Source organism: Litorivita sp. NS0012-18 (genome assembly GCF_040371945.1).
In the GTDB taxonomy this organism is placed as follows: Bacteria; Pseudomonadota; Alphaproteobacteria; order Rhodobacterales; family Rhodobacteraceae; genus Litorivita.
The window spans coordinates 1,201,335-1,227,729 of record NZ_BAABWS010000001.1; the positions used below are offsets into that span (position 1 = coordinate 1,201,335).

The 26,395-nt window shown below is 63.5% G+C and carries 27 protein-coding genes; 12 read left to right on the forward strand and 15 right to left on the reverse strand.

Features of this window, described 5'->3' with window-relative positions; translation table 11 throughout:
• Positions 1-24 precede the first annotated feature (24 nt).
• From ABWV64_RS05735 to ABWV64_RS05755, 5 genes are all read right to left on the reverse strand, one after another.
• On the reverse strand, positions 25-705 hold the full coding sequence (locus ABWV64_RS05735) for a hypothetical protein (RefSeq protein WP_353343308.1): 681 nt from the start codon (positions 703-705) through the stop codon (positions 25-27).
• A gap of 81 nt (positions 706-786) precedes the next feature.
• Positions 787-921 carry an aa3-type cytochrome c oxidase subunit IV gene (locus ABWV64_RS05740; RefSeq protein ID WP_353343309.1) on the reverse strand — a complete coding sequence of 45 codons (135 nt, stop codon included), beginning with the start codon at positions 919-921 and terminating at the stop codon, positions 787-789.
• Between the two features lie 134 nt (positions 922-1,055).
• On the reverse strand, positions 1,056-1,514 hold the full coding sequence (locus ABWV64_RS05745) for a DUF6173 family protein (protein WP_353343310.1): 459 nt from the start codon (positions 1,512-1,514) through the stop codon (positions 1,056-1,058).
• A gap of 87 nt (positions 1,515-1,601) precedes the next feature.
• The gene (locus tag ABWV64_RS05750) at positions 1,602-2,621 is read right to left on the reverse strand and encodes an MBL fold metallo-hydrolase (protein ID WP_353344536.1); all 1,020 of its coding nucleotides are present in this window, start codon (positions 2,619-2,621) and stop codon (positions 1,602-1,604) included.
• 26 nt (positions 2,622-2,647) lie between these two features.
• A complete protein-coding gene (locus ABWV64_RS05755) occupies positions 2,648-4,366 on the reverse strand; it encodes an acyl-CoA dehydrogenase (protein WP_353343311.1) in 1,719 nt (572 codons plus the stop codon).
• A gap of 120 nt (positions 4,367-4,486) precedes the next feature.
• Between ABWV64_RS05755 and ABWV64_RS05760 the strand changes: the two genes are divergently transcribed.
• Complete coding sequence (locus tag ABWV64_RS05760; RefSeq protein ID WP_353343312.1) at positions 4,487-5,461, forward strand: L-threonylcarbamoyladenylate synthase; 975 nt, start codon at positions 4,487-4,489, stop codon at positions 5,459-5,461.
• Positions 5,462-5,675: 214 nt separating this feature from the next.
• On the opposite strand, the gene ABWV64_RS05765 is transcribed toward ABWV64_RS05760, so the two are convergent.
• The gene (locus ABWV64_RS05765) at positions 5,676-6,263 is read right to left on the reverse strand and encodes a YqgE/AlgH family protein (RefSeq protein WP_353343313.1); all 588 of its coding nucleotides are present in this window, start codon (positions 6,261-6,263) and stop codon (positions 5,676-5,678) included.
• 240 nt (positions 6,264-6,503) lie between these two features.
• Between ABWV64_RS05765 and ABWV64_RS05770 the strand changes: the two genes are divergently transcribed.
• A complete protein-coding gene (locus ABWV64_RS05770; RefSeq protein WP_353343314.1) occupies positions 6,504-7,325 on the forward strand; it encodes a protein-disulfide reductase DsbD domain-containing protein in 822 nt (273 codons plus the stop codon).
• A gap of 14 nt (positions 7,326-7,339) precedes the next feature.
• On the opposite strand, the gene ABWV64_RS05775 is transcribed toward ABWV64_RS05770, so the two are convergent.
• The 5 genes from ABWV64_RS05775 to ABWV64_RS05795 all read right to left on the reverse strand — a co-directional run bounded on the left by ABWV64_RS05775 (position 7,340) and on the right by ABWV64_RS05795 (position 14,427).
• The gene (locus ABWV64_RS05775) at positions 7,340-10,729 is read right to left on the reverse strand and encodes an efflux RND transporter permease subunit (protein WP_353343315.1); all 3,390 of its coding nucleotides are present in this window, start codon (positions 10,727-10,729) and stop codon (positions 7,340-7,342) included.
• 3 nt (positions 10,730-10,732) lie between these two features.
• Positions 10,733-12,217 (reverse strand): efflux RND transporter periplasmic adaptor subunit, encoded by a 1,485-nt coding sequence (locus ABWV64_RS05780; RefSeq protein WP_353343316.1) that lies wholly within the window; start codon positions 12,215-12,217, stop codon positions 10,733-10,735.
• Between the two features lie 180 nt (positions 12,218-12,397).
• Positions 12,398-12,940, reverse strand: coding sequence for a molybdenum cofactor biosynthesis protein B (gene moaB / locus ABWV64_RS05785; RefSeq protein ID WP_353343317.1), 543 nt, complete (start codon positions 12,938-12,940; stop codon positions 12,398-12,400).
• A gap of 75 nt (positions 12,941-13,015) precedes the next feature.
• Positions 13,016-13,564, reverse strand: a complete 549-nt coding sequence (locus ABWV64_RS05790; RefSeq protein WP_353343318.1) for a hypothetical protein — start codon at positions 13,562-13,564, stop codon at positions 13,016-13,018.
• A 35-nt stretch (positions 13,565-13,599) separates the two neighbouring features.
• Complete coding sequence (locus ABWV64_RS05795; protein WP_353343319.1) at positions 13,600-14,427, reverse strand: uracil-DNA glycosylase; 828 nt, start codon at positions 14,425-14,427, stop codon at positions 13,600-13,602.
• A 131-nt stretch (positions 14,428-14,558) separates the two neighbouring features.
• Between ABWV64_RS05795 and ABWV64_RS05800 the strand changes: the two genes are divergently transcribed.
• From ABWV64_RS05800 to plsY, 4 genes are all read left to right on the forward strand, one after another.
• Entirely contained in the window at positions 14,559-15,527 is a 969-nt protein-coding gene (locus ABWV64_RS05800) for an aspartate carbamoyltransferase catalytic subunit (RefSeq protein WP_353343320.1), read from the forward strand.
• Positions 15,527-16,099: a hypothetical protein gene (locus ABWV64_RS05805; RefSeq protein ID WP_353343321.1), complete on the forward strand. Its 573-nt coding sequence runs from the start codon at positions 15,527-15,529 to the stop codon at positions 16,097-16,099. Before ABWV64_RS05800 ends, ABWV64_RS05805 begins: the two co-directional genes overlap by 1 nt.
• Positions 16,100-16,172: 73 nt before the next feature.
• The gene (gene pyrC, locus ABWV64_RS05810; RefSeq protein WP_353343322.1) at positions 16,173-17,462 is read left to right on the forward strand and encodes a dihydroorotase; all 1,290 of its coding nucleotides are present in this window, start codon (positions 16,173-16,175) and stop codon (positions 17,460-17,462) included.
• Positions 17,462-18,070, forward strand: coding sequence for a glycerol-3-phosphate 1-O-acyltransferase PlsY (gene plsY, locus ABWV64_RS05815; RefSeq protein ID WP_353343323.1), 609 nt, complete (start codon positions 17,462-17,464; stop codon positions 18,068-18,070). The genes pyrC and plsY overlap by 1 nt, the downstream gene beginning before the upstream one ends.
• 71 nt (positions 18,071-18,141) lie before the next feature.
• On the opposite strand, the gene ABWV64_RS05820 is transcribed toward plsY, so the two are convergent.
• Entirely contained in the window at positions 18,142-18,408 is a 267-nt protein-coding gene (locus ABWV64_RS05820) for a hypothetical protein (protein ID WP_353343324.1), read from the reverse strand.
• A 160-nt stretch (positions 18,409-18,568) separates the two neighbouring features.
• On the opposite strand from ABWV64_RS05820, the gene ABWV64_RS05825 reads away from it, so the two are divergent.
• From ABWV64_RS05825 to ABWV64_RS05835, 3 genes are read left to right on the forward strand one after another with little or no spacing between them, the layout of a single operon-like run.
• Complete coding sequence (locus ABWV64_RS05825; RefSeq protein ID WP_353343325.1) at positions 18,569-19,087, forward strand: GbsR/MarR family transcriptional regulator; 519 nt, start codon at positions 18,569-18,571, stop codon at positions 19,085-19,087.
• Positions 19,088-19,121: 34 nt separating this feature from the next.
• The gene (locus ABWV64_RS05830) at positions 19,122-19,547 is read left to right on the forward strand and encodes a hypothetical protein (RefSeq protein WP_353343326.1); all 426 of its coding nucleotides are present in this window, start codon (positions 19,122-19,124) and stop codon (positions 19,545-19,547) included.
• A gap of 30 nt (positions 19,548-19,577) precedes the next feature.
• Positions 19,578-19,997, forward strand: a complete 420-nt coding sequence (locus ABWV64_RS05835; RefSeq protein ID WP_353343327.1) for a hypothetical protein — start codon at positions 19,578-19,580, stop codon at positions 19,995-19,997.
• A 78-nt stretch (positions 19,998-20,075) separates the two neighbouring features.
• Here the strand turns inward: ABWV64_RS05835 and ABWV64_RS05840 are convergent, their stop codons facing one another.
• The 3 genes from ABWV64_RS05840 to ABWV64_RS05850 all read right to left on the reverse strand — a co-directional run bounded on the left by ABWV64_RS05840 (position 20,076) and on the right by ABWV64_RS05850 (position 22,886).
• The gene (locus tag ABWV64_RS05840) at positions 20,076-21,446 is read right to left on the reverse strand and encodes a glutamate--cysteine ligase (RefSeq protein ID WP_353343328.1); all 1,371 of its coding nucleotides are present in this window, start codon (positions 21,444-21,446) and stop codon (positions 20,076-20,078) included.
• Positions 21,447-21,582: 136 nt separating this feature from the next.
• Positions 21,583-22,158, reverse strand: a complete 576-nt coding sequence (locus tag ABWV64_RS05845) for a hypothetical protein (RefSeq protein ID WP_353343329.1) — start codon at positions 22,156-22,158, stop codon at positions 21,583-21,585.
• Complete coding sequence (locus ABWV64_RS05850; protein ID WP_353343330.1) at positions 22,155-22,886, reverse strand: 16S rRNA (uracil(1498)-N(3))-methyltransferase; 732 nt, start codon at positions 22,884-22,886, stop codon at positions 22,155-22,157. Before ABWV64_RS05850 ends, ABWV64_RS05845 begins: the two co-directional genes overlap by 4 nt.
• Before the next feature lie 30 nt (positions 22,887-22,916).
• On the opposite strand from ABWV64_RS05850, the gene ubiA reads away from it, so the two are divergent.
• The 3 genes from ubiA (at position 22,917) to ABWV64_RS05865 (ending at position 26,387) form a co-directional block, all read left to right on the forward strand.
• Positions 22,917-23,906: a 4-hydroxybenzoate octaprenyltransferase gene (gene ubiA / locus ABWV64_RS05855; protein ID WP_353343331.1), complete on the forward strand. Its 990-nt coding sequence runs from the start codon at positions 22,917-22,919 to the stop codon at positions 23,904-23,906.
• A gap of 58 nt (positions 23,907-23,964) precedes the next feature.
• A complete protein-coding gene (locus tag ABWV64_RS05860) occupies positions 23,965-25,965 on the forward strand; it encodes an OmpA family protein (RefSeq protein ID WP_353343332.1) in 2,001 nt (666 codons plus the stop codon).
• 95 nt (positions 25,966-26,060) lie between these two features.
• Positions 26,061-26,387 (forward strand): hypothetical protein, encoded by a 327-nt coding sequence (locus ABWV64_RS05865; RefSeq protein WP_353343333.1) that lies wholly within the window; start codon positions 26,061-26,063, stop codon positions 26,385-26,387.
• The last annotated feature ends 8 nt before the right edge of the window (positions 26,388-26,395 follow it).

The window sequence follows — 26,395 nt, forward strand, 5'->3', positions numbered from 1 at the left end:
AGGCCAAGGCCAAGGCGCGGCGCCTTATTCGGCGGCGGCGACTTGCGCGGCGCTGTCCTTGGCGGCGGCCTTGCGGGCGCGCGATGCGGCGACCTCGGCGGGCACATAGGCGCGCAGGGCCACGGTCTTGTCCGGATCGTCATATTCGAACAATTCGCTGCGCCGCACATTCGGCAGCTTGGCAAAATCTTCCATCAAGGCCTTGGGGAACCATGTGGTGCGGATACCCTCAAGGCCCGGCAGGCTGGCCAAAAGGCCGGAGGTCGTCAGCGAGCAGGTGCCGCTATTGGCCGGTCCGTTGGCAAAGGCTTTTTGCAGCGCCAGTTCGGCCACCTCGGCAGAGACGTCAAACTCTTGCAACACAACATGATAGGTCGATCGCGCATGGGCGCGCGTATAGGCGTCCACCAGATGCGGATTGGCCCCGAGGATCACATCGTGGCGTTCGGGAATTTGCGGATGCGAGACCGTTCCGGCGGGGTCGAAAATCACCCGCTGCGAGGCGTTGATCATCAAGGCGCTATGCGCCCCCGCGCCGCTGTCGTTGTTGATCATCGTAAACAGCGTCAACCGCGGCGGGCCGTTATGGCGGTAGGTCACCCGCTCGGCCACATCGTCAGAGACATATTGAACCGGTGGGCGGCCACAGGCCGACAAACCAAGCAGCGCCAAAGCAGCGCCAAGCAAAATCGTTTTGCGGATCATGGGAGGGGTGCCCTTTGGGAGAGCGCGCAAGGGCAAAGGCCCGCGCGCGCCGCATGATCACTTGCGCGATCACATAGGTGATCAGCTATTGAACAAAGCCAAGATGATCAGGATGAAGACCGATGCGCCTGCCACCCAAGCCGAAGCCTTCATGAAGCCTTCAAAGGTTTTTTCCTGAACTTCGATGTCCATTTCGCCATGTTTATGTTCGGCCATTTTTCTTGGTCCTCATGTTAGTCGTTTCGCGGTCTCGATAGAGCATTTTGCGCCCCCTGTCATCCCGCCAGATGCGGCATATTGCTCCGCCGCGCGTGATTGGCTTGCCCCTGCTGCGGCGCGGCCCGCGGCGCTCAACCGGCGGCCAGATCCGCCGCCAGCCGAAAACCGATGCGTTTGGGCGCGACTTCTTCGACCTCTTTGGGCAGGGCGCGCAGCATCACGCTAAGCTGCGTAACATGTTGGATAAGCTGGGTTTTTGCGCCACCCGCATCCGATCCGTAAAAGGTCACGATGTCGGGATCGAAAAACCCCATCCCCTCGATGCGCAACACGCCCGCATCGCCGCCCGCAAATCCCATGGCGACCTCATGCTCTTCGTCCAGTTGCTCTTCGAAGTTCTTGATATAGAGAATCAGCCGCTCATAGGCCCATTCGGCGGCGCTTTTGCGCTCCACCGGTTTGTCGTTGAGGGTTTTGGGCAAATCGCCGGTTTGCTTGGCCTGCGCCTCGGGGTCGGCGTGGACCTCGTGGCGGCGCGGCAGGGCGGCGGCCTCATGGGCCTCGGCTGCGGTTTCGATCTTATCGTCCATCTGGGTCCTGCCCTCTCTGTTCACAAGGTTCATCATGGGGCCAAGAGCGCCAAAGGTTCAACCCGCCTCGCGCCTGCGCGGATGGGGTCACGCCTCTTGCACCGCTTGCCACAGATAGGCGCCGTCGCTGCGCAATTCGCGCGTCACCAGCCCCAAGTGGTAGAGGTGGTTGAGATGGGCATAGGCCTCGACCATCGCCAAACCATAAGTGCCGCCGTCGATCTTGCGCTTGAACAGCGGCGGGAAACAGTCGCAGGCCGTTTGCGGCGTTTGCAGATGTTTGAGCAGCCGTTTGAGCGCGCCGTGGTGGTTTTCGATCAATTGCCGCATGCGGATCGGCAGGCCCGTGAAGGGCAATTTATGCCCGCCCAGCACCAGATGCTCCTCGCGCGCAAAGCCCTCCAGCCGCTCGCAGGCCTCCATCCATTCGCCGACCGGATCGGCCTCCGGCTCGGTGGGATGCACGCCGATATTGGGGCTGATCGAGCTGAGAATCTGATCCCCCGCGAGGACCAGATCGCCGGTCCGGCTCCATAGGGTGATATGTTCGGGCGCATGGCCATTGCCCATATGCACGTCCCAAATGCGCCCCGCCGCCTCGAAAGTGTCGCCTTGTTGCAAACGCCGATAGCCGATGCCCAAAGGATGCACGATATCGGCGAAATTGAACGGGCGCTCATTGGCGCGTTTGTCGTAAATCTGCGCCTCCATCCCCGCGCGGCGCCAAAAGGTTTTCGCCGCCTGCGAGGCTTCGGTCTCGACATCGAGGATCAACATCCGCGTCATCAGATAGGCAGTGCGCGAGGTGACGATCTCGGCCCCGCGCTCTTGGAACCATCCGGCCATGCCGACGTGGTCGGGATGGTGATGGGTGAGCAGGACGCGCGTCACCGGCTTGCCCGCCAAGGGGCCTTGGAGGATCTCCTCCCAAATCGCCACGGCGCGTTTGGAATAAACGCCGGTATCGACCAAGGTCCAGCCGTCGCCATCATCAAGCGCATAGACATTCACATGGTCCAAAGCCATCGGCAACGGCATGCGCAGCCAAAGCACCCCTTCGGCCACTTCGATCGCCGCGCCGGTTTGCGGCGGCGCGTCCCATGGCATCAACAGGGGGCTGAGGCCTTGGCGGCTCACGCGCTCAGCTCTTCAAGGCTCATCGAATAAAGCCCGCTTGCGCCCTGCATCGCCTGCTCAAGCAGGCTGGCATGTTCGGGCAAAAGCCGCGTGATATAGAAGCGCGCCAGTTTCGCGCGCGCGCCCTTGCCATTGGCGGCCAAGGCGGCCTTGAGATGGTAATAGCCGCCCAGAACCCGCGCAAATCCGGCCTGATAGGGCACGGCGCCAGCGAAACGGTTGTTCAGATCGTCTTGCGCCACCAACCATTCGGTGGTCTCGCGCAGGGTCTCGCAGGCCTCCCACACCGCATCGCCCAATTCGGGGCAAAGCGCGCGGGCGTTTTCCACATCGGCTTCGATCTCGTCAAGGAAACGGTAGGCCGCCTCGCCGCCATCCATCATCTTGCGCGCCACAAGGTCCATCGCCTGAATGCCGTTGGTGCCCTCGTAGATCGAGGTCACGCGCACATCGCGGCTGTATTGCGCCGCGCCGGTTTCCTCGATGAAGCCCATGCCGCCATGGACCTGCACGCCCATTTCGGACACGCGAATGCCGGTATCGGTGCCAAAGCTTTTGGCAATCGGGGTCAAAAACGCCGCGCGCGCTTTCCATTCCGCATCGCCCGTCGCATTGCCCATATCAATCGCCACCGCACAGGCCAGCCCGATCGAACGCGCCGCGAATGTATCGGCTTTCATGGTCAAAAGCATCCGGCGCACATCGGCGTGATCGACGATGGTGCCGCTCTTGTCGCCCACTGGCGTCGGCCCCTGCTTTCGGTCCAATGCATAGGCCAGCGCATGTTGATAGGCGCCTTCGGAAATCCCGATGCCCTGCGCGCCAACGGCCAGCCGCGCGTTGTTCATCATCGTGAACATCGCCGCCATGCCCTTATGCTCGGCCCCGACAAGCCATCCGGTCGCGCCGTCAAATTCCATCACCGCCGTGGGCGATCCGTGAATGCCCATCTTATGCTCGAGGCTCACCACGCGCAGGCTGTTGGCCTCGCCAAGGCTGCCGTCGGCATTGGGAATATATTTGGGCACCATGAACAGGCTGATGCCGCGCGTGCCCTCGGCCCCGTCGGGCAGACGCGCCAGAACAAGGTGGCACACATTGCCGCCGAAATCATGATCGCCCCAGCTGATGAAAATCTTTTGCCCCGACACCGCATAGGTGCCGTCGCCCTTCGGCTCGGCCTTGGAGCGCAGCGCGCCGACGTCCGATCCGGCCTGCGGCTCGGTCAGGTTCATCGTGCCGGTCCATTCGCCGCTGATCAGCTTGGGCAGATACATCGCCTTGATCTCGTCGCTGGCGTGATGTTCGAGCGCCTCGATCTGCCCTTGCGTGAGCAGCGGGTTGAGGCCCAGCGCCATGCAGCTTGCGCTCATCATATCGTTGAGCGCCGTGGTCATCGCAATCGGCAAGCCCATGCCGCCGTATTCGGGATCGGCCGAAATCCCGACCCAGCCGCCCTCGGCAATCGCGCGAAATCCGCCATCGAACCCTTTGGAGGTGCGCACAACGCCGTTTTCCACCTTGGCCGGATACAAATCGCCATTGCGGTTGAGCGGCGCCAGAACCTCTTCGCACATCCGCCCCGCTTCGGTGAGAATCGCATCGGTCACATCGGCGCTGGCTTCGGCGAATTTCTCGGTTGCGGCGACCTGATTGAGGCCGACGATATGCTCAAAGATGAACTTGTAGTCGGCAACGGGGGCGCGGTAAGGCATGTCTGTCTCCTCCGAATGCGGCCCGATCCGGCCGCCGGCTCTTGAAATTCCACTTTGCGGAATATCCTATAGCCATGCGAGAGGCGGACAACCGAAACGCCGCGTCACGGGAAACCGCGAATGACCAAGACCAAAGTGCTAGAATTTGACGCAGCCGGAATTGCTGCAGCTGCATCCATTTTGCAAGGCGGCGGACGCGTGGCCTTTGCGACCGAAACCGTCTTTGGCCTCGGGGCCGATGCGCGCAACGGGGCGGCGGTCGCCTCGATTTTCGAAGCCAAGGACCGCCCCGCCTTCAACCCGCTGATCGTGCATCTGGCGCAGGCCGCCGAGGCGCGCAAATACGCTACGTGGAGCGATCAGGCCGAAACACTGGCGCGCGCCTTCTGGCCTGGGCCGCTGACCATGGTATTACCGCTGCGCGCGGGGCACGGCCTGTCCGATCTGGTGACCGCCGGATTGCCCAGCGTCGGGCTGCGCGTGCCCGCCCATCCGGCGGCGCAGGCTTTGCTGCGCGCCTTTAGCGGGCCGGTGGCCGCGCCCTCGGCCAATCCCTCCGGCAAGATCAGCCCCACCAGCGCGGCCCATGTTCTGGCCGGTCTGGACGGGCGGATCGAAGCGGTTCTGGACGGCGGCAATTGCGCCGTTGGGGTCGAATCGACCATCATCGGATTTGGCAGCGACGGCGCGCCGGTTCTGTTGCGCGCGGGCGGCGTGGCGCGCGAAGAGATCGAGGCCGCGCTTGGCGCGCCGCTGTTGGACCGCACCGCCGCCCAGGCCGGTGCCATCACCGCCCCTGGGCAGATGCAATCGCATTACGCGCCCGCCCTGCCCGTGCGGCTGGGTGCCGATGCGCCGCGCGAAGGCGAATTGATGCTCGGATTTGGCGCGGTGGCGGGCGATCTGACCCTCTCGGCGCGCGGCGATCTGCGCGAGGCGGCGGCCAATCTGTTTGCCCATCTGCACGCGCTGGACGCCATGGCCAAGGCCCGCGATCCCGCCCCCACCGGCATCGCCGTCGCGCCCGTCCCGATGCAGGGCCTTGGCGCCGCGATCAACGACCGGCTCGCCCGCGCCGCCGCCCCGCGCGGATAGGGAAGCAAGGCAACCGGATAAAGCGAACGGCGCGGGCGAAGCGCACAGGCAAAGACCGCGCGCCAACCGCTGCCAAAGCCCGCGGTTTTCGCACCGACGCAATACCGACAAAATACCGACGTGTTACCGACAGCGAAAATACGCCGCTATTGCGCCGCGCAAAGGCCGCCGCAAATCCCGATGTCCAGATGATCGCCCGCCCCAGCCCGAGGCTTTAGGCATGGCCCGCCGTGCTCGACAGGGCCAAGGCGCTGACCCCCAAAGTCTTGAGCGCCGCGCCCCATTTTTCGCCATCCTCGGCGGCAAAGACAAGCTCGGGGCTGGCATCGCACGACAGCCATCCATTGGCGGCGATCTCGGCCTCCAGTTGCCCCGGACCCCATCCGGCATAGCCCAAGGCCATCACCACCTGATGCGGGCCGCAACCTATTGCAATATCGTGCAAAATATCCATCGTGGCGGTCATGCCGAACTCGTCGTTGACCTCCAAAGTGCCCTCGTCCGTGCCGTAATCGGCAGAGTGCAAAACAAAGCCGCGCCCATGCTCGACAGGGCCGCCGAAATGCACCGGAAGGCGGATCATCTTGGGCCGCGACGATCCGGCGGGCGCATCGATGCCCAGCTGCTCCAGCAGGTCTTCGAGCCGCAAATCGGGGGTGGGTTTGTTGACGATCAACCCCATCGCCCCCTCGTCGGAATGGGCGCAAAGATAGATCACGCTGCCCTCGAACCGCGGATCCCCCATGCCCGGCATGGCGATCAGCAGTTTACCCGTCAGGTTCTCTTCCATTCGGATCGTCATATCCGGATCAACACCCTTGTTTTATTGGCCCAAGTCGCTGCGCGCGCTCGTGTTAGCGGTTCTTATACCTGCGCATGTTTAATAGAATGTAGCGCCAGATGCGCCACGGCAAGCCCCGCAATAAAATTGCACCCCAAATCGCGGCACTTTGCCTGAAAATCCCGCGCGGCTCGGGGATATTTCACCGCCCTCGCCACAAAGTGAGTTGGCAATCCGTGCAGCAAAAGGCATGTGTTTTCTATGATAAAACGCCCGTCCCTGACCGCATTGAGTGTTGTGATCGCCGCCGGCTGCGCGGCGCTCGCACCATTGCCCGCCCCCGCAAACCCCTATGCGCAAAACGTCGAACTGCGGATTTTGCGCGGCTGGCGCAGCGACGGAAACGAACATATCGCCGCCTTGCAATTGATACTGGCCGAGGGGTGGAAAACCTATTGGCGCGCACCGGGGGATGCGGGATTGCCGCCCGTGCTGCATTGGCAAGAATCCCAAAATATTGACACAATATCAATCATTTGGCCGACACCCGAGGTGATCGACCAAAACGGCATGACCTCCATCGGCTATCATGGTGATGTGGTTTTACCGCTGCGGATCAAGGTCCAAGAGGGCGGCAAGGCACAGATCAACGGCACGCTGCAGATCGGCGTTTGCAAGGATATCTGCGTGCCGGTCACGCTGAAGCTGCGCGCCAATCTGCCCGCCGTTGGCAACTCCGATCCGCGCATTCACGCCGCCATCGCCGACCAACCGCTCAGCGCCAAACGCGCGGGCGCGGGCAAGGTGCGCTGCGCCGTGCAGGTCATCGACGGCGGTTTGCGGCTGACGGCGCAAATGCCGCTGCCCTCCACCGGCGCGCCCGAACATGCGATTATCGAAAGCCGCGATCCGCAAATCTGGGTCTCCGAGGCGCAGACAAAACGCAATGGGGCCACGCTGACTGCCACGGCGGATTTGATCCATATGACCGGCGCGGCTTTTGCTTTGGACCGTGCGGGATTGCGCTTTACCGTTCTGGGCCGCGAGCGCGCGGTGGACATCCAAGGCTGCGCCGGAAACTGATTTAAATCAATATCTTATGCCCGATGCCGCCCCAGCGTGCGCAGGGCCATCACCGCATAGGCCAGCAGCAAGAACAGCGCCATACCGGCGATAAACACCATAAAGGCCCCGCCCAGACCCGAGACCGGAAGCAGCCCGCCCAACGGCCCTGCCATCTGCCCCCAAACCGCCACCGCGCCCATGGTCGCGCCCAGCCATATGGCCATCACCGCGACGCCCAAAACCGCCGCCCCGCGCAGCCCCGCCATGCCCGCGCGCCGCAGGCGCAGCGCCCGTTTGAAAGCGTCGATCTGGTGGCGCAGATCCGATTGCATCGCCATCAGCGCCGGCACCACCAAAAGCACCAGAACCATGCCAAAGCCGAGGCCATAGACCAAGGTGATCACCGTGGGTTTGAGAAACTGCGCCTGCTGCGATTGCTCGTAAAGCAAGGGCGCCAAGCCCAGAACCGTCGTCATCGTCGTAAGCATCACAGGGCGCAAGCGGTCGGCCGCGCCGTCAATGATCGCCGGAACAAGGCCGCGTTTCTCCGAATATTCGTCAATCGTGGTAACCAAGACGATGGAATCATTGATGATAATTCCCGTCATGCCCAATGCCCCCACGACCGAGAACATCGACAAAGGCACCTCCCAAATCCAATGCCCCCAGATCATCCCGACAAGGCCGAAGGGAATGATCGCCATCACCACCACCGGCCGTGTCCAGCTTGAGAAGACCCAAGCCAGCACCAAGTAAATCCCCGTCAAGGTCAGCGTCAGGCCCAGCATCGCATCGTTGAGAAATTCGTCCTCCTGCTCGCTCAGCCCCGACAAACGCCAATCGACCTGATGCTTGGCGGCAATCTCGGGCAAAATCTCGGTTTCCAGTTGCCGCAATATCTCTTCGGCGCGGGCCGGATCATCCTCGGAAATATCCCCCGTCACCGAAATCAGCCGCAGCCCGTTTTCGCGCCGCACCGTGGAAAACCCGTCGCGCCGCGTGACCTTGACGATATCGGCCAAGGGCACATATTCGCCCGCCGCCGTGCGCATTTGCATCCGCTCCAAGAAATCGGCGGTCAATTCGCCCTCGGGCAATTGCACGCGGATCGAGGCCGAGCGCGGCCCGTCGGGGTAGGTCGCCGCCTCGATGCCGCCGACGCGGGCGCGCAGCACCCGGCCAAGCCCGTCGATGGTAAAGCCCAAGGCCTGCCCCTGCGCGGTCAGATCAAGGATCAGTTCTTCCTTGTCATAGGCAAGGTTGTCCTCGACCGCCGAGACTTCGGCAAAGGGCAAAAGCGCCTCTTTCAAGGCCTCTGCCGCGGATTTGAGCGCCTCGGCGCTGGCCCCGTAGAATTGCACGTCCAAAGCCTCGCCGCCCGGACCGGAGCGCCAGCCGCGAAAGCTGACCTCTTCGGCAAGCGGGTGATTGCGCACCGCGTCCTGCAAATCGGCAACAAAGACAAAACTCGAATAGGGGCGCAGGTCCGCATCGATCAGTTCAATCGCGATCCCGCCCAGCAAATCGGCATCCTTGGTATCCGCGCTGGCCAAGGGGCGGCCCGAATTGCCGCCCACTTCGGCGATCACATAATCAATCGGGCTGGTGCCGTATTTCTCTTCATATTCGGCGGCAACCTGCGTGGTGGCGCGCTGCATCTCGCGCATCATCGCCAAAGTATCATCGCGCGTCGCACCGGGCAGCATGGCGAAATTTCCGGTGACCGAACCGCGCTCGGGTGCATTGAAGAACCGCCATTTCACCTCGCCGCCGATCAGGAGCGACACCTGACTGGCCAGCAGCAAAAGCACCACGCCGATCACCGGATACCGAAACATCACCACGGCTTTCATCGCAGGGCGAAACAGCGCCGAGCGCGCCCATTCAAAGCCGCGGTTCACCGTGCGCGAGGGCCAGTCATACCAATGATCCTTTCCCGCCGAGACCAAAGCGTGGCTCATGTGGTTGGGCAGAATGAGGAAACATTCCACAAGGCTCGCGGCCAGAACGGCGATCACGGTGATCGGGATATCGCCGATCAAATCGCCAAAGCGCCCGCCGATCGCCGTCAGCCCGAAAAACGCGATGATCGTCGTCAGCGTGGCGGAAAACACCGGCAAGGCCATGCGTTTGGCAGCCGTCTCGGCGGCCACGACCGGCCCCTCGCCGTAATCGCGCACCCGCGCATCGGCATGTTCGCCCACAACGATGGCATCATCGACCACGATCCCGAGGGTGATGATCAACGCAAACAGCGAGATCATATTGATCGTCATCCCCATCATATACATCATCGCAATCGCGGCGAGCATCGACACGGGGATCCCCGCCGCCACCCAAAACGCCGTGCGCGCATTGAGGAAGAGGAACAGCAAGACCACCACAAGCCCCAGCCCCATCAACCCGTTGTCGAGCAAGATATTGAGCCGCGCCGAAATCGCTTCGGCCCGCGTGCGGATCAAATCGATGCTCACCCCTTCGGGCAGGGTGCTCTCCAATTCGGCGGCCACCTCTTCGACGGTGTGCTGGATCCCGATCGCATCCCCGCGCGCCGAGCGGTCGATGCGCACCGACATGGCGGGATTGTCCCCGACGAAATAGCTGCGGTTGCGGTCGATCCCCTCAAGGCGCACATGGCCGACATCCGCCACCGTCAGGGTCGATCCGTTCGCGCCCGTGCGCAAGATAATGCCCGCGATGGCCTCGGGCGTGCGTTTCTCGACGCCGGTGCGCAGCCGCGCATTGGCCCCGTCCACATCGCCCGCCGGATCGGCATCGACCTCTTCGGCGATGGCAGCGGCGATCTCGGCCATGGTGATGCGGTGCTCGATCAGGCTGGCGCCGGTGACCTCGATAATGGTTTGCGGCGCGGCGACGCCGCGTATGGTGGTGCGGGTGACGCCTTCGGCAAACAGCCGCGTGACCAATTCATCGGCGAAGAGGCCCAATTGCGCCGTCCCGACAGGTCCCGTGATCACCACATCGGTCACACGGTCGCGCCACGCGCCGCGCACGACCGAAGGCTCTTCGGCCTCTTCGGGCAAGGTCGTGACCGCATCCACCGCCGATTGCACATCATCGGCGGCGCGGCTCATTTCATAACCCGGCTCGAACTCGAGGCTGATCGTGGCGCGCCCTTCGCGCGAGGTGCTCGAAGCGCTTTCGACCCCCTCCACCGCCAAAAGCGCAGGCTCCAATGGCTGCACGATACCGGCATCCACATCCTCGGCCCCCGCCCCGTCCCACGCGACGCTGACCGAGACCGTATCGACGATCACATCGGGAAAGAATTGCGCGCGCATACGCGGTGCGGCAGCGGTGCCCAGCACCAAGAGCACCACCAAAAGCAGGTTCGCCGCCGTGCGGTGGCGGGTGAAATAGGACAGGATACCGCCCGCCGCCGGAGGGATGGCGCGCACCATGGCCTAGCCCCCCATACGCGCTTCGATCCGCTCCACCATGCTGGCGGGAACGGTCGGCTGGCTGAGCTTGCCCAGAATGCGGGTTTTCATCTCGTCGGGCAAACGCTCGGAGGCCTCGATAAAGGCCATCAGCCGCGCGCGCCGCTCGTCGGTCAGCGCGAGCATCGCATCGCCCTGCGGCTCGGGCGCGGCGCCGCTCTCGTCGGGCGCGGCCAGAGCGCGCACCTTGATGCCCGCGCCCAAAAGCGGCGAGCGTTTGGCCACAATCGTGCGCCCGTCCAGCGCCTGCCCCTCCGCACCGGTCGCGGCGATGAGGATCGCATCACCTTGGCGGCGCAAAAGCGTGACCGAAATGGCCTCAAGCCGGTCATCGGCTCCCACGGCCAGAACCGTGCGCGTGGCGTCCATCGCCGAAGCCGGCAGGCGCACGACCGAGGTCAAAAGCGGCTCTTCGATATGGACCGACACGAAATCACCGGGTTTCAAGCCGCCCGCCCCGTCCAGCTGCGCATAGATCAAACGTCCGGTTTGCCCCTCGGCAACAGCGGCGCTTTCGCGCACGATCCGCCCGCGCGCGGTCAAAACCGCATCGCCCAGATCAAGGCGCACCTCGACCGGCGTATCGGCCAGCCGCCCGTCACGGTCCAGCAATCGCGCATATTGCGCGGTCGAGACACGAAACGAGACCTCCAAAGCCTCGGGATCGATCAAAGTGGCCAGCCGTTCATTGACCGACACCAACCCGCCGCGCGCAATATTGACCGCGCTGAGCGCGCCGTCAAAGGCCGCGGTGATTTCGGTATCGACCAGATCGCGCTCGGCCTGCGCGAGCGCCAGTTTGACCCGCGACAGGGCGGTCGCCGCCTGATCGACACGCGCCTCGGCGGTGGCCAATGCCTGACGGCGCGAAAGCACCGCTTGGCGCGCCGACGATGCGGTCAGTTCGGCCGCTTCGACCGCCGCCGCCGTGCCCACGCCGCGCGATTGCAAATCGCTTTGACGATCAAAAGCGCGGGCGCGTAGATCGGCCTGTTGCTGCGCGGCGGCCACCTCGTCGCGGGCCAGTTCCAACCCGCGCGCCGCATCGCGCGCCTCGGCCTCGGCGTCCGACAGATCAGAGCGCGCCCGCTCCAGCGCCGATTGCGCCTGCGCCGGATCGATCCGCGCCAAAAGCTGCCCCGCGCGCACGCGCCCGCCCTCGACAAAAGCCTCGTCCAATTCGATCACCCGCCCGCCCACGGCGGCGCGCACCTCCAAAGAGCGGCGGCTTGTGACCTCGCCAAAGGCCTCTAGCACCGGCACGATATCGGCCGCGCGTGCGGTCACGACATTGACCGCAAACACCCGCTCGCGCGCAGGCGTGTCTTGGGCCTCGCGGCCCAGGCGCTCTTGGACCGCCGAGAACACAATCACCCCCGCCCAAAGCATCAGCCCCAGCGTTACAGACATCAAAAACAGGCCGGTCAGCCCTCGGCGCAAAAACCGCATGTTCGCTCACTTCCTGATCACCGCGCAGCGCCCGCCCATCCCCCAAGCGGCGCCGCCACGCGCGTTATCTCTCCAACATAGCACTCTATCCGCGCGCGGCGAATGGACAAGCCACAATGGCGTTATGCAATGATACGAAGCGCGGCGCGATTTCCGTCGCATAAATCGCGCCGGCGGCTCTTATTTGCGCCGTTTGTGCTCTTCGAGCCGCGGCATGATCTCGGCGAAATTACACGGGCGGTGCCGGTAATCGAGTTGATAGCGCAGGATCTCGTCCCAAGCATCCTTGCAGGCGCCGGGACTTCCGGGCAGGGCAAACAGATAGGTGCCCCCCGCCACGCCGCCCGTCGCGCGGCTTTGCACCGCCGATGTGCCGATTTTTTGCATCGAAACCATGGTGAACACCGTGCCGAAAGCGTCGATCTCTTTTTCATAAACGTCGCGATGCGCCTCGACCGTGACATCGCGCCCCGTCAATCCGGTGCCGCCGGTGGAAATCACCACGTCGATCTCGGCATCATTGATCCATACGCGCAATTGATCGGCAATCTCGCCGCGCTCGTCGGGCAAGATCACCCGCGCCGCCACACTATGCCCCGCGCTCTCGATCCGCTGGACCAGCGTATCGCCCGAGCGATCCTCGGCCAATCCGCGGCTGTCCGAAACGGCCATAACCGCGATGCGCAGCGCCAAAAACTCTTTGCTCTCGTCGATACCGGCCATGATTTGCGCTCCTTTGGCTGTTTGCGCCACGCTGCCAGCACGCGCCTCAAAGGTCCAGAGGGCAGATGGCCGCGCTCAAAGGCAAGGGGCCATCACCGGCAGGCGCGGCTGCGCCAGCGATTTTTCAATGCTGCGCTGTGACGACGGGCTCGACAAGGCCTCGAGAAATTGCATCTGGTCGTCTTTGAGCGCGCTGCAGATCGAAGCGGATGTGCGCCCGTCGATAAATGCCGCGATCTGCGCCTCAAGCACCGGAAGTGCGCGTTTGGGGTAGGCATTCTCGGCATAAAACTGCGCCGCGCGCCGCAAGGAGGCATTGAGCCGCAAGCCTGCCGCCTTGGGCAAGACATCGGGGCAGGATTTGACCACTGCGCTTGCCTCGGCCAAGACCCTGAGCAAACATCCGGCCGCGCCGCCGCTGCTTTGATCAACCGCCGTGTAGCGCAGGCGCCCGTCCGCGCGGCGCACTTCGCGAAGGATCACCGGCCCGTCAAGTTCGAGGATACGTTGATCCGGCGCAGGCTGCTCGACCTGATCCACATAGCGTTCAAACAGCCCTGCATAGTCATGGCCTGACAGGCCCCCCGCGCCTTGGGCCTGCGCCGCGCCCGCGCAAAGTATCATGAAAAGGGACGTGCAAAGGGCGCGCGCGCGCGCCCTCATAGCGCCGCGAGCCTCGCTTTGAAGGTCAACAGATCATGCCACGCACCGCGTTTTCCCGCCGGATGGGTGAGCAGATACTCCGGTGCGGTGATCGCCAAAGCGGGCCGCCCGCAGGCCTCGGCCCAGCCTTTGCCGATCCCTTTATCTCGCGCCGCGCCAAACAGCGATTGCACCGCGACATCCCCGAGCAAAAGCAACACCTGAGGCGCGACAAGCTCGACATGACGCCGCACGAAAGGGGCCATACAGGCAATCTCGCCCTCATGCGGATCGCGGCCCTGCGGCGGCCGCCACGGCAAAGCATAGGTCAGATAGGCCCCCTGCGCCGAAACCTGCGCATCGCGGCTCAAATCAATCGCCGCCAGCATTCTATCCAAAAGCCGACCCGCTGGCCCCTCATAGACCGCGCCGCTGCGGTCTTCCTCGCGCCCAGGCGCCTCGCCGATCACCATGACCCGCGCCGCCGGATGGCCCGCCGCAAAACACATGCGCCGCGCGCCGCGCCGCAAATCGCAATGGGCAAAGCTTGCCATCGCCGCTTCCAAAGCGGCCAGATCGGCGCAGCCCTTGGCCAAGGCCGCGGCCTCGGCAACGGGATCGATCTGCGGCTCGGCCATGACCGGCGCGGGTGCGCCGCCGCCCTTTACGGCAGGCGCATGAGCACTGGCGGCAGGCGCCTGAGCGCGGGCCGCCGCTGCCGCGCGCGCCTCGATCTCGGCGGCAAACCGGTCGACGGGCGCCTCGCAAGTCGCCTCGGCGCAGCCCATCTCGACCTGCCACGCCAATTGCGCCAATGCGATATCATATTCTAGTGCCGATTCCATAAGCGCCACCCTACCCTTGCCCGCCCCCCTTGGGCAAACGGCTTTGCAGGCCCTATCGCCGCGCCATGTCCCAGCTTGCCCCCCGCGCGCCGCCTACTTATAAGCGTGGCACAACCACATGGGGGCGGAACATGAGCTTTACGCAATCGCATCTTCTCGGGATCGAGCCGCTGAGCCAATCCGACATCACCTCCCTTCTCGACCTTGCCGATACCTACGTCGATCTCAACCGCTCCGAAGAAAAGCGTTCCAACGTTCTGGCGGGGCTAACGCAAATCAATATGTTCTTTGAAAATTCCACCCGCACGCAGGCCTCTTTCGAGCTTGCGGGCAAACGGCTGGGCGCGGATGTGATGAACATGTCGATGCAGGCCTCTTCGATCAAAAAGGGCGAAACCTTGATCGATACGGCGCTGACGCTGAACGCGATGCACCCCGATCTTCTGGTCGTGCGCCACCCGCATTCCGGCGCGGTGGACCTTTTGGCGCAAAAGGTGAATTGCGCGGTGTTGAACGCGGGCGACGGGCGGCACGAACACCCCACACAGGCGCTGCTTGATGCGCTGACCATCCGCCGCGCCAAGGGCCGCCTTCACCGGCTCAACATCGCGATTTGCGGCGATATCGCCCATAGCCGCGTGGCCCGTTCCAACATCATGCTTTTGGGCAAAATGGAAAACCGCATCCGCCTGATCGGCCCGCCCACCTTGATGCCCTCGCAAATCTCCGAATTCGGGGTCGAGGTCTATGAGGACATGAAAGAGGGGCTCGACGGCGTCGATGTTGTGATGATGCTCCGCTTACAAAAAGAGCGTATGGACGGCGGGTTCATCCCGTCGGAGCGCGAATATTACCACCGCTACGGATTGGACGCGGAAAAGCTCGCCTATGCCAAGGAAGACGCCATCGTCATGCACCCCGGTCCGATGAACCGCGGGGTCGAGATTGACGGCACCATCGCCGATGACATCAACCGCTCGGTGATCCAAGAACAGGTCGAAATGGGCGTCGCGGTGCGCATGGCCGCGATGGACGCCTTGGCGCGCAACCTGCGCGCGCGCCGCTTCAACGCCCGCGCCGCGATGGGCACTCTGGTCTGATGACAACCGCCCCCATAGCGCCCGATCCCTTGCAGATCAGAGCCGGCGAGCACGGCACGCTGCGGGTGTTCGACGTGGATTTGCCGGACGCTTTGGCGACCAAACTCGCCAGCCTGCCCTTTGAACGCGAAAGCGCCCTCGGCGTGCCCTTGGCCGACGCCGCGCGCACCGAGATGTTCGACGTGGCCAGCCTTGGCGATCTGGGCCTTGGCCGCTACCTGCACGAGGGGCTGGGCATCGCCGAGGAGCAGATCGCGGAGAACAGCAAGGCGCTTGGCAATATAGCGGGTTATGTTTTGCTGCTGCGCGCAGGTGCGGTCGCAGGACCGGCGCAGCTTGCCCCCATCGAAGGCCTGCGCCTTGCCGCCTTGCTACACGAAGAGCGCGCGCAGTTGAGTTTCGAGAAAATCTACAGCAGTTCCACCGAAGGCATTCTGACCCCCGCCGCCGCCGCCGATGCCTCAGGCACCGTCGCGCAATGGGGCGAAAACCTGCGCCTGCTGCGCCGGTGGCTGGGGCTTTTGGTCATCTGCGGGCTGGCGGTCACGGCCTTGATCTGGAGCCTGACATGACCTGTTTTGCCAAGCCTTCTATCGCCGCAGTCACCGCCGCGCCGCGCCCCCATCAAGAGGACACCCCATCCCCATGACGCCCGCCCGAACCACGCTTTTGACCCATGCCCGCCTGATCGACCCCGATGCGCAAACTGACGCTGCCGGATGGCTGTTGATTGCGGCGGACGGCACCATCGCGGCCACGGGCACGGGCGAGCCGCCCGAGGCCGAGACCACCTATGATCTGGGCGGCAAATGCCTTGCCCCCGGCATTGTGGATATCGGCGTCAAAGTCGGCGAGCCTGGCGAGCGGCACAAGGAGAGCTTTCGCTCGGCGGGCATGGCCGCAGCGGCGGGCGGCATCACCACAATGGTCACCCGCGCCGACACACTGCCCGTCATCGACAGCCCCGAAGTTCTGGAATTCGCCACCCGCCGCGCCAATGAGGCCGCCCCCGTGCGCGTGCATTCCCTCGCCGCCCTCACCAAAGGGCGCGACGGCAAGGAGATGACCGAGTTCGGCTTCTTGATGGATGCGGGGGCGGTCGGGTTCTCCGATGGCGACCGCGTGACCACCAACACCAAGGTTCTGAGCCGCGCGCTGACCTATGCGCGCAGCCTCGGCGCGCTGGTCATCGCCCACCCGCAAGAGCCGATCCTGTCCAAAGGCGCCTGTGTGACCTCCGGCAAATTCGCCTCGCTGCGCGGGTTGCCCGCCGTCTCGCCCATGGCCGAGCGCATGGGGCTGGACCGCGACATTGCCCTGCTGGAGATGACCCGCGCGCGCTATCACGCCGATCAAATCACCACCCGCCGCGCCCTGCCCGCCTTGGCGCGCGCCAAATCCAACGGGCTCGACATCACGGCGGGCACCTCGATCCATCACCTGACGCTCAATGAATTGGACGTCGCCGATTACCGCACCTTTTTTAAGGTCAAACCGCCGCTGCGCGCCGAAGAGGACCGGATCGCCACGGTCGAAGCGGTGGGCGAAGGGTTGATCGATATCATCTCCTCGATGCACACGCCGCAAGACGAGGAAAGCAAACGCCTGCCCTTCGAGGAGGCCGCCTCCGGTGCGGTGGCGCTCGAAACCTTCCTGCCCGCCGCTTTGCGCCTTTATCACGCGGGGCAATTGAGCCTGCCGCAACTGTTCCGCGCCATGGCGCTCAATCCGGCCAAGCGGCTGGGGTTGGCCTCGGGCCGTTTGAGCAAAGGCGCGCCTGCGGATTTGATCGTCTTCGACCCCGATGCGCCCTTTGTCCTCGACCGCTTCGACCTCAACTCGAAATCCAAAAACACCCCCTTTGACGGACAGCGGATGCAAGGCCGCGTTCGGGCCACATTGGTCGGCGGTGCCCTTGTATTTGGAGACCTGTGATGTTGCCTGATCTGACCAGCACAATCGGCATTTTGGGCCTATGGGCGGTGCTGGGCTATCTGCTTGGCTCGATCCCTTTCGGCATGGTTCTGGCACGGGTAATGGGGCTGGGAAACCTGCGCGAGATCGGATCGGGCAATATCGGCGCAACCAATGTGTTGCGCACCGGATCGAAAAAAGCCGCGGCGGCGACGTTGATCTTGGACGGGGGCAAAGGTGCGGTGGCGGTTCTTTTGGCGCGCGCCCTCGCGGGCGAGGATGCGGCGCAACTGGCCGGCCTTATGGCCTTCATCGGTCATTGCTTTCCGGTCTGGCTCGGCTTCAAGGGCGGCAAGGGCGTTGCGACCTTCCTTGGCTTGCTGCTGGCGCTGTTCTGGCCTGCGGGGCTGGCCGCCTGTGCGACATGGCTGGCAACCGCGATCCTTTCGCGGATTTCGTCTCTGTCGGCCTTGGTCGCGGCGCTGCTCGGGCCGGTTTGGATGGCGCTTTTGGGCGCGCCCGAGGGGGCAGCGCTGGCCGCAGTTCTGGCGGCGCTGATCTTTTGGCGCCACGGCGCCAATATCGCCCGCCTGCGCCAAGGCACGGAGCCGAAGATCGGAAAAAAGTAACGCCGCAGACGCCCCAGAGCCAAGATAAGCCGCCCCAAGGGAGCGGCTTATCTTGCGCAAAGCTGCCTTCGTTAAAGACCGCCGCCGGTTTGGTTTTGCGCCTCAAGCGCCTCTGCCGTGCGGCGGGTATTGTGGTAGATCCCGAAGCCCAAATAGAGCACCCCGCCGATCATGATGACATAGAGCCCACCGAAAGCCAAAAGCGCGACGGCCGCGATCATCGCACCTGGCTCGGGCGAAAGAGACATCGCAACCGCGCCAGCGATCACCCCGAGGATCAAGAGCACCATCAAAACCGCAACGAGCTTTTCCGACCAAGTAATAAAGAAATTTCTCATGGTATGAACTCCTTACATATTAACCATCGGCGCTACATGGCCAATCGCAGCTGGCCTGTCAAATCCTCGAAGGCTACGAATTGACAAGACATCAATTTCTGCTATTTCTGTCTATACAGAAATTAATGATGCGAGTCACCCCATGCACCTGACCCCCGCCATGCAGAATTTTATCCTCCACTGGGGAGAGATGGGCGCGAAATGGGGCACCAACCGCTCGGTCGCGCAAATCCACGCGCTTTTGCATATCTCGCCCGATCCGTTGACCGCCGAAGACATCAGCGAGACGCTGTCGCTGGCCCGCTCCAACGTTTCGACCGGCCTGAAGGAATTGCAAAGCCTCGGCATGGTGAAATCCTCGCGCAAGCTGGGCGATCGCCGCGATCACTTCCATTCGATCCGCGACATGTTCGATTTGGTCAATACCGTGGTCGAAAGCCGCCGCGAGCGCGAATTCGCCCCCACCATCGCCGCCCTGCGCGACGTGCAAGCCGAGGCCGAGGCCGACGCCACCCCCGCCGCCGTCAAAGCGCGGTTCAAGGAAACGCTCGATACGATGGAGATGTTTGACCACTGGTATGGCGAAATCGCTCGCCTGCCGCGCGGCACGCAATTGGCGATGCTCAAGCTCGGCGCCCGCATCGCGCGCTTCTTGCCCAAATCGGGCAAGGACGGGTGATGCTCTAAAAAAAATTTGCCCAAGGATTTCTCTCATGACAGAAAACATCGAACATACAGATACTCGCCCGCACTACGCCGTGGACATCATCGCGTTTTTCGGAGCGCTGATCGCGGCGCCGCTGCTCGTGACCGTGCTTAGCTTCTTTCTGGTGGTGCCCGTTTTCGCACTGATCCTTGGCGCGCCGGTCTACGTGATGGTCGGCACGCCCCTGCTGCTTTGGCATCTGTCGCGCCGCCCCGCCCGTGCCGGCGACATCGCCTGCCTCGCCTTTGCAGCTGACCTCGCCCTTTTGATCCTCGCCTTTGGCCTCAAACAGTTCGCGCCGCGAGGCACCATAGACGAAAGCATACCATATCTGCTCGCCTTTGGCCTGATCTTTGCCCCGATCTGGGGCGCCACCTTTGCCCATCTCTATCGGGCCTTCATGAACCCGCTCTACCGCGACGCCATGCAATAGCCCACCCGCCTCTTTGAAAGGAGACATCAAATGTTGATCTATATTGCCATCTACACTGCCGTGAGCCTCGCCCTTTTGGGATGGCTGGCCCATGCCATCACCCGCGTCGCGAATGCCCTGGCCGGTTGCCCCGATATGGAGGCCGGACAACGCGCCGGATTGCGCGCGGCGGCGCTGTCGATCTCGACCGGTTTCATCGCCATTGGTTTGGGCGGATTGATGGCGATCGGCGGCGCTCTGGCTGGTGTGAATGCGCCGCATGTTGTGGCGTTGCTGTCGGCGCTTGGCCTCGGCGCGCTTTGCCTCGGGCTGGGCTTCACCCATGCGGTGACTTTGCTGCGCGGGTTGATGATGCCCGCACCCGCCCAAACCGCCCATCCCAAAGGTCCGTGGGACGCGCCCGCCAATGCCCCCGCATCCGGTCAATCCCCCGATAAAGCGCCCGCATAAGCGCCCGGGCGAGCCCCGAAGAGAACGCAAAAGGCCCCGAAGATCATCGGGGCCTTTTTCATATTATCGGGCGGTGGATCAGTAAGAATATTCGGCGTAAATCCGGCTCAAATCGCCGTTCCAATCGCCGTGATAATGATCCAGCAATTCATCAGCGGGCGTCTTGCCGCTGTCCAGACTTTCGTTCAGCGTGTTGAGGAAATGCGTCTCGTCGGGGATCAACCCGCCCGCGCCTTGCTTGGCCCGCGCCCTCAGCCCCGCGTCAGACAAGGCGACAACCTCGCGCGCCAGATCCATCATATTGACGCCATGCGTGTCCGCTTGCAGCCCGTCGACAGAGGCCGCGATCCGCAGCGCCTCGCGCGTCTCCAGATCCCAGCCCTTGGCCAGATCCCAAGCCGCATCAAGGCTGTTTTGGTCATACATAAGCCCCGTCCAAAGCGCCGGAAGCGCGCAAAGCCGCCGCCACGGGCCGCCATCCGCGCCGCGCATTTCCATATATTTCTTGATCCGCGCTTCGGGGAAACAGGTGGTCAGATGATCGGCCCAATCGCTGAGCGTTGGCTTTTCACCCGGCAATGCGGGCAATGCGCCACGCAGGAAATCGCGGAACGACTGGCCCAGCGCATTGATATATTTTCCGTCGCGATAGACAAAATACATCGGCACATCGAGGGCGTAATCGACATAGTGATCAAAGCCGAAGCCTTCGTCGAAAACAAAGGGCAAGGTGCCCGTGCGGCTGTCGTCCAGATCGCGCCAGATGCGCGAGCGCCATGATTTATGCCCGTTGGGCTTGCCGTCAAAGAAGGGCGAATTGGCGAAAAGCGCCGTGGCAACGGGTTGCAAGGCCAAAGCCACGCGCAGCTTTTGCACCATATCGGCCTCGGAGGCGAAATCGAGGTTCACCTGCACCGTGCAGGTGCGGCGCATCATCGAGGTGCCCATGGTGCCGACCGTGCCCATATAGCTGTCCATCAATTTATACCGGCCCTTGGGCATCAGAGGCATTTGCTCATGCGTCCACACGGGCGCTGCGCCAAGGCCGATAAAACCGACACCGACCTTATCGGCGATGTCTTTGACGTCCTTGAGATGCGCGTTCACCTCGTCGCAGGTCTCGTGGATCGAGGTGAGCGGCGCGCCCGAAAGCTCCAATTGCCCGCCTGGCTCAAGGCTGACATTGGCGCCGTTTTTCTCCAGCCCGATCAGCTTGCCGCCTTCCTCGACGGGGGTCCATCCGTGCCCGTCGCGCAGCCCTTGCAGCACCGCCAGAACCGAGCGCTCGCCCTCATAGGGGATCGGCAGAAGGCTGTCCTTGCAATAGCCGAATTTCTCGTGCTCGGTGCCGATGCGCCAATCGTCCTTGGGCTTGCACCCCGACGACAGGTATTCAGCAAGCTGCGATCGATCCTCGATGAGGCCGCCACCGGATTGTGGAATGGACATGGGGCAGGTCTCCGTATTGGGGCGCTGGGGGTGTTGATCCGTTGAACGTCAGGCAATCGTCATCATCATCGCGAAGCGTCGGCCATGTGGCTAACCGCTCCGGAACGTAAAGAGGTGCCGCGAAAAATCGCGACTGTCAATGCAGGGTCGGGCGGGATTTTGGCGCTTGCGGCGCGGGGCGCTGCCATACGAGGAACTGCGCCTTGCCCTGTGCGGGGGCCGCGCTATGCGAGGCGCGGATCACGTTTTCGTAAGACGCACCCGAAAATCCGGCCAGCGCATCGATCAATCGGTCCGCCCCCAAAGCATCGGCGGGAATACGCACCGGCGCTTGCCCCGCGCGGTGAAACACCCAACGCATGTCGTCGACGCGCGCGTCCTCGCTCGCGCCCGAAATCTCGATCTCGATCCGGCTGACCTCGGCGAGGATCACAATCGCGCCGCCCTCGCCCGCGTAATAGCTCAGCTGCCGCTCGTCCAGTTCCACCAGACCCGGCGCATGGCCATCCCCCCCGCGCGCCGCGATCCGCGCCCGCTGGAGCCCCGTGATGGCCAATCCCGCGCCCAACACAAACAACAGCGCCGCCATAAGCCAGACCAGCCCCGCCGCGCCGAACCCCCAGACCAAAGCACAAACCATCATCGCCCCGCCGATGATCACATCGCGCCAGCGGGTCAAAACCGCCTGTGCCTCCGGCCGGATAAGGCTCATCCCCAATCCCCCATCGCCGTTTGCCACAGGGCCATCGCCGCCACCGCCGCCGTGTCGGCGCGCAAAATGCGCGGGCCGAGGCTGACCGGATGGGCGAAGGGCAAGGCGTGCAGGCGCTTGCGCTCGGCCTCCGAAAATCCGCCTTCGGGGCCGATAAGGATGGCCCAAGGCGCCCCCGCCTGCGCGGCGCTGTGCAAAACCGAGGCCTGCCCGACCATCGCCTCGTCGCAAAACATTAATTGCCGCTCGGCGGGCCAATGATCAAGCAGCGCCGAGAGCTTGGTCAATTCCCTCACCTCGGGCACATAGGTGCCGCCGCATTGCTCGGCGGCCTCGACCGCATGGGCTTGCAAGCGGTCTTGGCGGATACGCTCGGAATTGGTGTACTCGCTTTGCACGGGCAGGATTTTCGCCGCACCCATTTCGGCCGCCTTTTCGACGATAAAATCCGTGCGGGCCTTTTTGATCGGTGCAAAGACCAGCCACAGGTCCGGCGGCATCTGTTGCGGCTTGGTCTGCCTGCGCACTTCCAACGTGCCGCCGCGTTTGCCCGCCTCGACCACTTCGGCCAGCCATTCGCCGTTTTGCCCGTCGAACAAGAGCACGCCGTCCCCGACCCCGCGCCGCATCACGCCAAAAAGGTAATGCGCCGCCTCCCGCGTCAAAGGAACCGATTGCCCCTCGCTTAGGGCTTGCTCTACATAGAGCCTGATTTTCGCGTCTGTCATGAGGCGCAATGTAAGAGCGAGGCGGGGCAGATGCCAGAGTTGAACGACAAACACGCAGCCGATCAGGCCGCGGCCGCGCCGAAGGGCCAAGTCGCCGATGCGGTGCGCGGCAATTGGGTGGATCGCTATGCCCCTGCCGCCACCCGCCCCTACCTGAGGCTCAGCCGTGCGGACCGACCCATCGGCACATGGCTTTTGCTGCTGCCGTGTTGGTGGGGGCTGCTGCTGGCGATGCTGCACGACGGGCAAGCGCGCTGGGAAGACGCATGGATCGCCCTTGGCTGCGCGCTGGGGGCGTGGTTGATGCGCGGGGCGGGCTGCACGTGGAATGACATCACCGACCGCGAGATCGACGCCCGCGTCGAGCGCACCCGCTCGCGCCCGATCCCATCGGGGCAGGTCAGCGCCAAAGCCGCCGCGCTTTATATGGGCGCGCAGGCGCTCATCTCCTTTGCCATCCTGCTGAGTTTCAACGGCGCGGCCATCGCCTTGGGGGTGTTGTCGCTTTTGCCGGTGGCGATCTATCCTTTTGCCAAACGGTTCACATGGTGGCCGCAGGTTTTCCTCGGGATTGCCTTCAACTGGGGCGCGCTGCTCGCATGGACGGCCCATACCGGATCCCTCGGCCTGCCTGCGGTGATCCTCTACCTTGCGGGCATGGCGTGGACCTTGTTTTACGACACGATCTACGCCCATCAAGACACCGAAGACGACGCTTTGATCGGGGTCAAAAGCACCGCGCGGCTGTTTGGCGGGCAAACCCCGCGCTGGCTGGCGCGGTTCTTGGTCCTCACCGTCGCCCTGATGGGGTTGGCGATCTTGCTTGCCGGCATGGCCTCGCTCAGCCCGCTGGCGCTGATCATCGCGCTTGGCGGGCCTTGGGCGATGGGGTGGCATATGGTGTGGCAGATGCGCAAATTCGACGCCGACAACAGCGCCGTGCTGCTCATGCTGTTTCGGACCAACCGCGACGCGGGGCTGATTGCCGTGCTGTTTTTCGCCGCTGCGCTTGTCGTGTGATTGAAACCCGCCCGCCCGCGGCGTAAGTAACGATATATCAATTTGGAAGCCTGATCTGATGCGCCTATCTTCGATGATTGTCTTCTCCTCCGCCTTTGCTGTGGCGGCTGGTGCATGTCTGGTCGCGGCCAGCTTTGCCGTGACCTTGATCGAAGACAGTTCCGAGATCGGCGTGCGCGATGCGCTTGACGGGGCGAATATGTCTTGGGCCGAGGTGCATGCGGACGGGTTGCAGGTCTATCTGACCGGCACCTCCCCGTCCGAGGTCTCCCGCCTGAGCGCGCAAACTGCGGCTTCGGGCGTCGTGGATGCCGCCCGTGTGATCAACAATATCGAGGTCACGGCAACGCGCAAACTCGCCGCGCCGCATTTCTCGATCGAGATATTGCGCAACGATAGCGGCGTGTCGCTGATCGGCCTCGTTCCGGCGGGCACGAATCGCGACGCTTTGGTCAAAACCGTGACCACGCTTGCAGGGGTCGAGGGCACCGTCACCGACCTTCTCGAAACCGCCGATTACCCGACGCCGGACGGATGGGACGATGCGCTGAGCTATGCCGAGCGGGCGCTGAAAAGCTTGCCGCGCGCGAAAATCTCGGTGAATGCGGACCGTGTGGCGATCACCGCCATGTCCGACAGCGCCATCGAGAAACGCAAGATCGAAACCGATCTGCGCCGCCGTTTACCCAGCGGATTGAAGCTTGATCTGGCGATTTCCGCGCCGCGCCCCGTGATCACGCCCTTCACCTTGCGCTTCCTGATCGACGAGACCGGCCCGAGCTTTGACGCCTGCGCCGCCGACACCGCCGAAGCCAAAGAGCGTATCCTGCGCGCCGCCAAAGAGGCGGGCATCTCCGGCACGCCCGATTGCACCATCGGCCTTGGCGTGCCATCGCCGCGCTGGGCGCGTGCGGCCGAAACCGGCATCAAGGCCTTGGCCGAATTGGGCGGCGGCAGCCTGACCATGGCGGATGCGGATATTTCGTTGATCGCTGCGCAGGGCACGGACCAAGCCGCCTTTGACCGCATCGTTGGCGAAATGGAAGCCGCCCTGCCGGAGGTCTTTGCGCTCAATGCCACATTGACGCCGACCCCGAATGCAGGCGATCAAGGCCCGCCCGAATTTGTCGCCACCCGCAGCCCAGAGGGCCTTGTGCAACTGCGCGGGCGCGTCAGCGACGAACAGACCCGCACCATCGCCGACAGTTTCGCCAAGGCGCGCTTTGGCTCGGCCTCGGTCTATTCCGCCGCCCGCCTTGACGACAGCCTGCCGCGCGGCTGGGCGCTGCGCGTGTTGGCAGGGATCGAAGCCTTGTCGAAACTGTCGAACGGCGCGGTCACGGTCACCCCGCAAACCATCACCGTGTCGGGCAACACCGGCAACCAGACCGCCAGCGATGAAATCTCGCGCCTCTTGGCCGACAAGATCGGCGAGGGCGGCGATTTTTCCATCAACGTGACCTACAAAAAACAGCTCGATCCCGTGCTTGGCCTGCCGACGCCGGACGAATGCGAAACCGAGATCAAAGACATCCTTGCCGCGCGCAAGCTCAACTTTGAACCTGGATCGGCGACTTTGGACGCTTCGGCCAGCGCGATCATGCAAGATATCGCCGCCGTGCTCGAGCGCTGCGGCGACGAGATTAAAATGGAAATCGGCGGCCATACCGACAGCCAAGGGCGCGAGACGATGAACCAGCAATTGTCGCAACAGCGCGCGCAAGCGGTTCTCAATGACCTGCGCGCGCGGCGCCTGCTCACCTCCGGCTTTTCCGCCAAAGGCTACGGTGAAACCAACCCCATCGCCGACAACGGCACCGAAGAGGGGCGCGAGGCCAACCGCCGGATCGAATTCCGCCTGATCCGCCCCGAACCCGTTGTCGCCAAGCAAACCGCGCTTGAGGCCGCCGAAGCCGGTGCGCAAGACACGCCCGACGCAAGCGACGCCGCCGAGGAAGCAACACCCCAAGACGACGGGCTGGACGATAACGGCTCTGGCGACGAGGATGCCCCGACCAGCGAAGACAGCACAGAGGCCCAAGCCAGCGGCGGAAATTAGCGCCACAGGCACATAGAAAACACCTCTGAGGCGCAGTTTTCGCTCGTATTGGGCGGCGCAGTCAGGGCAAGATCAGGCAGGACCAAGGGTCAGACATGAACAGAACCGAATTCATCATCGCCACCGCGATCATTCTTTTTGTGGCCTTTTGCATGGGCTGGTTTGCCTATTGGGTGATCCACCGCTTTACCCGCGTGTCGAAATCCGACATGGGCGAGCTGGAGAAAATGGCCCAAGACCTGCATGAAGCCGAAGAGACCCGCGATCAGGCGATCTTGTATTTGCAGCAACGCGAAGCGGAACTGAGCAACCAGTTGGCACAGACCGAAGCCGAATTGTCCGCCGCAATGGAAGGCCTGCGCGATGCGCGCCATGAGGCCGAAGAGCTGCGCGCGTGGATCGAGAAGAACAATATGGGCTAACCGCCCCA

Excerpts from the sequence above, each read along its gene's own strand:
- ABWV64_RS05770 (WP_353343314.1), top strand. The coding sequence starts at position 6,504 with ATGATAAAACGCCCGTCCCTGACCGCATTGAGTGTTGTGATCGCCGCC.
- ABWV64_RS05795 (WP_353343319.1), bottom strand. The coding sequence starts at position 14,427 with ATGGAATCGGCACTAGAATATGATATCGCATTGGCGCAATTGGCGTGG.
- ABWV64_RS05835 (WP_353343327.1), top strand. The coding sequence starts at position 19,578 with ATGTTGATCTATATTGCCATCTACACTGCCGTGAGCCTCGCCCTTTTG.
- ABWV64_RS05840 (WP_353343328.1), bottom strand. The coding sequence starts at position 21,446 with ATGTCCATTCCACAATCCGGTGGCGGCCTCATCGAGGATCGATCGCAG.
- moaB (WP_353343317.1), bottom strand. The coding sequence starts at position 12,940 with ATGGCCGGTATCGACGAGAGCAAAGAGTTTTTGGCGCTGCGCATCGCG.
- ABWV64_RS05765 (WP_353343313.1), bottom strand. The coding sequence starts at position 6,263 with ATGACGATCCGAATGGAAGAGAACCTGACGGGTAAACTGCTGATCGCC.
- ABWV64_RS05825 (WP_353343325.1), top strand. The coding sequence starts at position 18,569 with ATGCAGAATTTTATCCTCCACTGGGGAGAGATGGGCGCGAAATGGGGC.
- ubiA (WP_353343331.1), top strand. The coding sequence starts at position 22,917 with ATGCCAGAGTTGAACGACAAACACGCAGCCGATCAGGCCGCGGCCGCG.
- ABWV64_RS05805 (WP_353343321.1), top strand. The coding sequence starts at position 15,527 with ATGACAACCGCCCCCATAGCGCCCGATCCCTTGCAGATCAGAGCCGGC.
- ABWV64_RS05845 (WP_353343329.1), bottom strand. The coding sequence starts at position 22,158 with ATGAGCCTTATCCGGCCGGAGGCACAGGCGGTTTTGACCCGCTGGCGC.
- ABWV64_RS05850 (WP_353343330.1), bottom strand. The coding sequence starts at position 22,886 with ATGACAGACGCGAAAATCAGGCTCTATGTAGAGCAAGCCCTAAGCGAG.
- ABWV64_RS05740 (WP_353343309.1), bottom strand. The coding sequence starts at position 921 with ATGGCCGAACATAAACATGGCGAAATGGACATCGAAGTTCAGGAAAAA.
- ABWV64_RS05820 (WP_353343324.1), bottom strand. The coding sequence starts at position 18,408 with ATGAGAAATTTCTTTATTACTTGGTCGGAAAAGCTCGTTGCGGTTTTG.
- ABWV64_RS05760 (WP_353343312.1), top strand. The coding sequence starts at position 4,487 with ATGACCAAGACCAAAGTGCTAGAATTTGACGCAGCCGGAATTGCTGCA.
- ABWV64_RS05735 (WP_353343308.1), bottom strand. The coding sequence starts at position 705 with ATGATCCGCAAAACGATTTTGCTTGGCGCTGCTTTGGCGCTGCTTGGT.
- ABWV64_RS05750 (WP_353344536.1), bottom strand. The coding sequence starts at position 2,621 with ATGCCATGGGACGCGCCGCCGCAAACCGGCGCGGCGATCGAAGTGGCC.
- ABWV64_RS05830 (WP_353343326.1), top strand. The coding sequence starts at position 19,122 with ATGACAGAAAACATCGAACATACAGATACTCGCCCGCACTACGCCGTG.
- ABWV64_RS05800 (WP_353343320.1), top strand. The coding sequence starts at position 14,559 with ATGAGCTTTACGCAATCGCATCTTCTCGGGATCGAGCCGCTGAGCCAA.
- ABWV64_RS05790 (WP_353343318.1), bottom strand. The coding sequence starts at position 13,564 with ATGATACTTTGCGCGGGCGCGGCGCAGGCCCAAGGCGCGGGGGGCCTG.
- ABWV64_RS05865 (WP_353343333.1), top strand. The coding sequence starts at position 26,061 with ATGAACAGAACCGAATTCATCATCGCCACCGCGATCATTCTTTTTGTG.
- ABWV64_RS05780 (WP_353343316.1), bottom strand. The coding sequence starts at position 12,217 with ATGCGGTTTTTGCGCCGAGGGCTGACCGGCCTGTTTTTGATGTCTGTA.
- ABWV64_RS05860 (WP_353343332.1), top strand. The coding sequence starts at position 23,965 with ATGCGCCTATCTTCGATGATTGTCTTCTCCTCCGCCTTTGCTGTGGCG.
- ABWV64_RS05775 (WP_353343315.1), bottom strand. The coding sequence starts at position 10,729 with ATGGTGCGCGCCATCCCTCCGGCGGCGGGCGGTATCCTGTCCTATTTC.
- plsY (WP_353343323.1), top strand. The coding sequence starts at position 17,462 with ATGTTGCCTGATCTGACCAGCACAATCGGCATTTTGGGCCTATGGGCG.
- pyrC (WP_353343322.1), top strand. The coding sequence starts at position 16,173 with ATGACGCCCGCCCGAACCACGCTTTTGACCCATGCCCGCCTGATCGAC.
- ABWV64_RS05755 (WP_353343311.1), bottom strand. The coding sequence starts at position 4,366 with ATGCCTTACCGCGCCCCCGTTGCCGACTACAAGTTCATCTTTGAGCAT.
- ABWV64_RS05745 (WP_353343310.1), bottom strand. The coding sequence starts at position 1,514 with ATGGACGATAAGATCGAAACCGCAGCCGAGGCCCATGAGGCCGCCGCC.